At 50.5% G+C, this 2,105-nt stretch carries 2 protein-coding genes; both read right to left on the reverse strand.

Going from position 1 to position 2,105, the window contains the following annotated elements:
• Positions 1-59: 59 nt before the first annotated feature.
• Positions 60-1,286 carry a WcaI family glycosyltransferase gene (locus MTR66_RS21065; RefSeq protein WP_243924692.1) on the reverse strand — a complete coding sequence of 409 codons (1,227 nt, stop codon included), beginning with the start codon at positions 1,284-1,286 and terminating at the stop codon, positions 60-62.
• 318 nt (positions 1,287-1,604) lie between these two features.
• Positions 1,605-1,982 carry an NAD-dependent epimerase/dehydratase family protein gene (locus tag MTR66_RS21070; RefSeq protein ID WP_243924693.1) on the reverse strand — a complete coding sequence of 126 codons (378 nt, stop codon included), beginning with the start codon at positions 1,980-1,982 and terminating at the stop codon, positions 1,605-1,607.
• Between the last annotated feature and the right edge of the window lie 123 nt (positions 1,983-2,105).

Consider the following 2,105-nt stretch of genomic DNA (forward strand, 5'->3'; position numbering starts at 1 on the left):
TCAGAACTCAGCCAGATTGGGAATCCCTTTTGTCAACGCAGACTAACGGGCGCCATGGTTTACATTTTATTGTAGAGCGACTGCAACTGCGACCCAAAGTTCGCCAGAATTTGCTCACGACTCCACCTGCTGATCGCTCGTTCACGCGCATTTTTCTGTGCCAATTTGCGTAACGGAGCATCGTCCAGCAAACGTTCAATGCCCGTGGCAAAGGCTTCGCCGTCGCCCGGGGGTGTGATCAATCCACAACCATTGACTTCGTCAGCCAAGCCCGTTCCGGAATGCGCGGTAGCGATAACGGCTCGTCCGGAAGCAAGCATGTTCGTCAGCTTTGACGGAAGAACCAAATCGGCAGCACTAGCAATCTGTGGCAGTAAATGTATTGTCGCTAAGCCGAGTAATTCAGAAAGATACTCCCGTGGCTGCAAGTCGTGAAAATGAATGTTGTCAAGATTCCTAGCTTGATCGATTAAACGGGCGCGATTGGGGCCATTACCACACACAACAAAAGCAAGATCCTTACGATAATGAAGCCGCCTTGCAGCTTCCACGACAATTTCAATGCCTTGTTTGTTCGCAATATTTCCCGAATAAAGCGCAACATACGGGCGATCGATCCCCCATTTCTTGCGGTAGCAAGAATCGCCCTGCAACGGTGAAATTTCGTCAATATTGGCCCAGTTTCGAAATTCAATGGCTCTTTCAGAAGCAACGCCCTTGTCGATCAGCTTTGCACGCATCTGTGGTGAAATTGTACTCACCCGATCGGCTTCGATTGCCCATTTTTCAAAGTGATCTGCGGCTTTGGTCAATATTCCGCCATTCTTTAGTAAACCTGTTGCGAAAGCAGCCTCAACTTCAAAATCTTGAATATGCAACCAGAATTTGGCGTTGTGCCTTCGGGCCGCTCGACGAGCGGCGACCGTCGAGATCAAGGAAGGGGCTATACCTATCACAATCTCTGGAGGAGAGCGCCGCCCTTCAGATCGCAGCGCGAGTTCAGCGCGGGCGCCAAAACTCATATGGTGAAGCAGGCGCTTCTTGCCATCAGGAACTTCTGGTACATAGACAGGAACGCGCACGACACGTACGCCATTTTCTTCGCTTATGCTCGTCGGCCTGCTGCGATACGCAGCGTCAACCTTCCATAGAGGGTAATAAGGCTGCGCACATATAACCGTGGTCTCGTGGCCTGCTGACGCTAACCATTCTGCCATACCGGCAGTGTAAGGGCCTATGCCGACCATTTCTGGGGCGTAATTAATGCCTAGAATATGTATCTTCATCCGCTGATAGACTCGTATCTGGTACTGCGTGATTGGTAATCGCGCGCGATCAAGCCATCAGGTGTCACTAAACTCGTCATGTTAAAACTGGGCGAGAATGATCTGAAGCAATATACGTCAAAAACCAAGCATTGTCTCCTTGCTCGCCTCGACCAGGCCAATGTCAGCTTCCAGTCTATTGCCAATAGGCGGCTGGAGACCATGAGTTTACGCATAGCGCCATCGAAAATATTTTGCTTGTGATGCCTCCGGTTTCAGCGAACAAATAAGCCAGTTCAGCAACTGTTACGTCATTGTCAAAACTAACACTGATGTAACTCAACATGGGATTTCAGATTCGGAACGTTCCATATCGAGAATGAAAATGGAACCTGCTGCCATATCCTCGACATGCAAAAACTCATGTCGAGGCTTGTCCGCCCCCAAAACCGTCACTTGCTTATGGTCTTGGCCAAGCGCTTCATGGAAACAGCGGACTAGGGCAAGCATCAAGTGGCTGTTTTTCAGCCGGAAAGTATTGTAAGGGCCATAGAGGTTGAAAGGCATTACGCTGTGATAATCAGTACCATATTGGCGTTTATAACTCTCGCAAAACTTGATTCCAGCGTTTTTTGCAATCGCGGGGGCCCGCTTGTCGGTTCTGAAAATTCCGCGATCTGATACCAAAACCTGTAGAATCCGGCTCTTGGCTGTCAATCGGCGCGCGAACGGGGACCGTGATCGGCGAGGAATAGGGGACCACGGGATTGTTGCGCGGTTACGCCGTTGCGGGACAGCGCTAGGTCGGATCGCCATTCAGCGTAGCCAGAGCATGGTTGC

Source organism: Novosphingobium beihaiense, from assembly GCF_022832375.1.
In the GTDB taxonomy this organism is placed as follows: Bacteria; Pseudomonadota; Alphaproteobacteria; order Sphingomonadales; family Sphingomonadaceae; genus Novosphingobium; species Novosphingobium beihaiensis.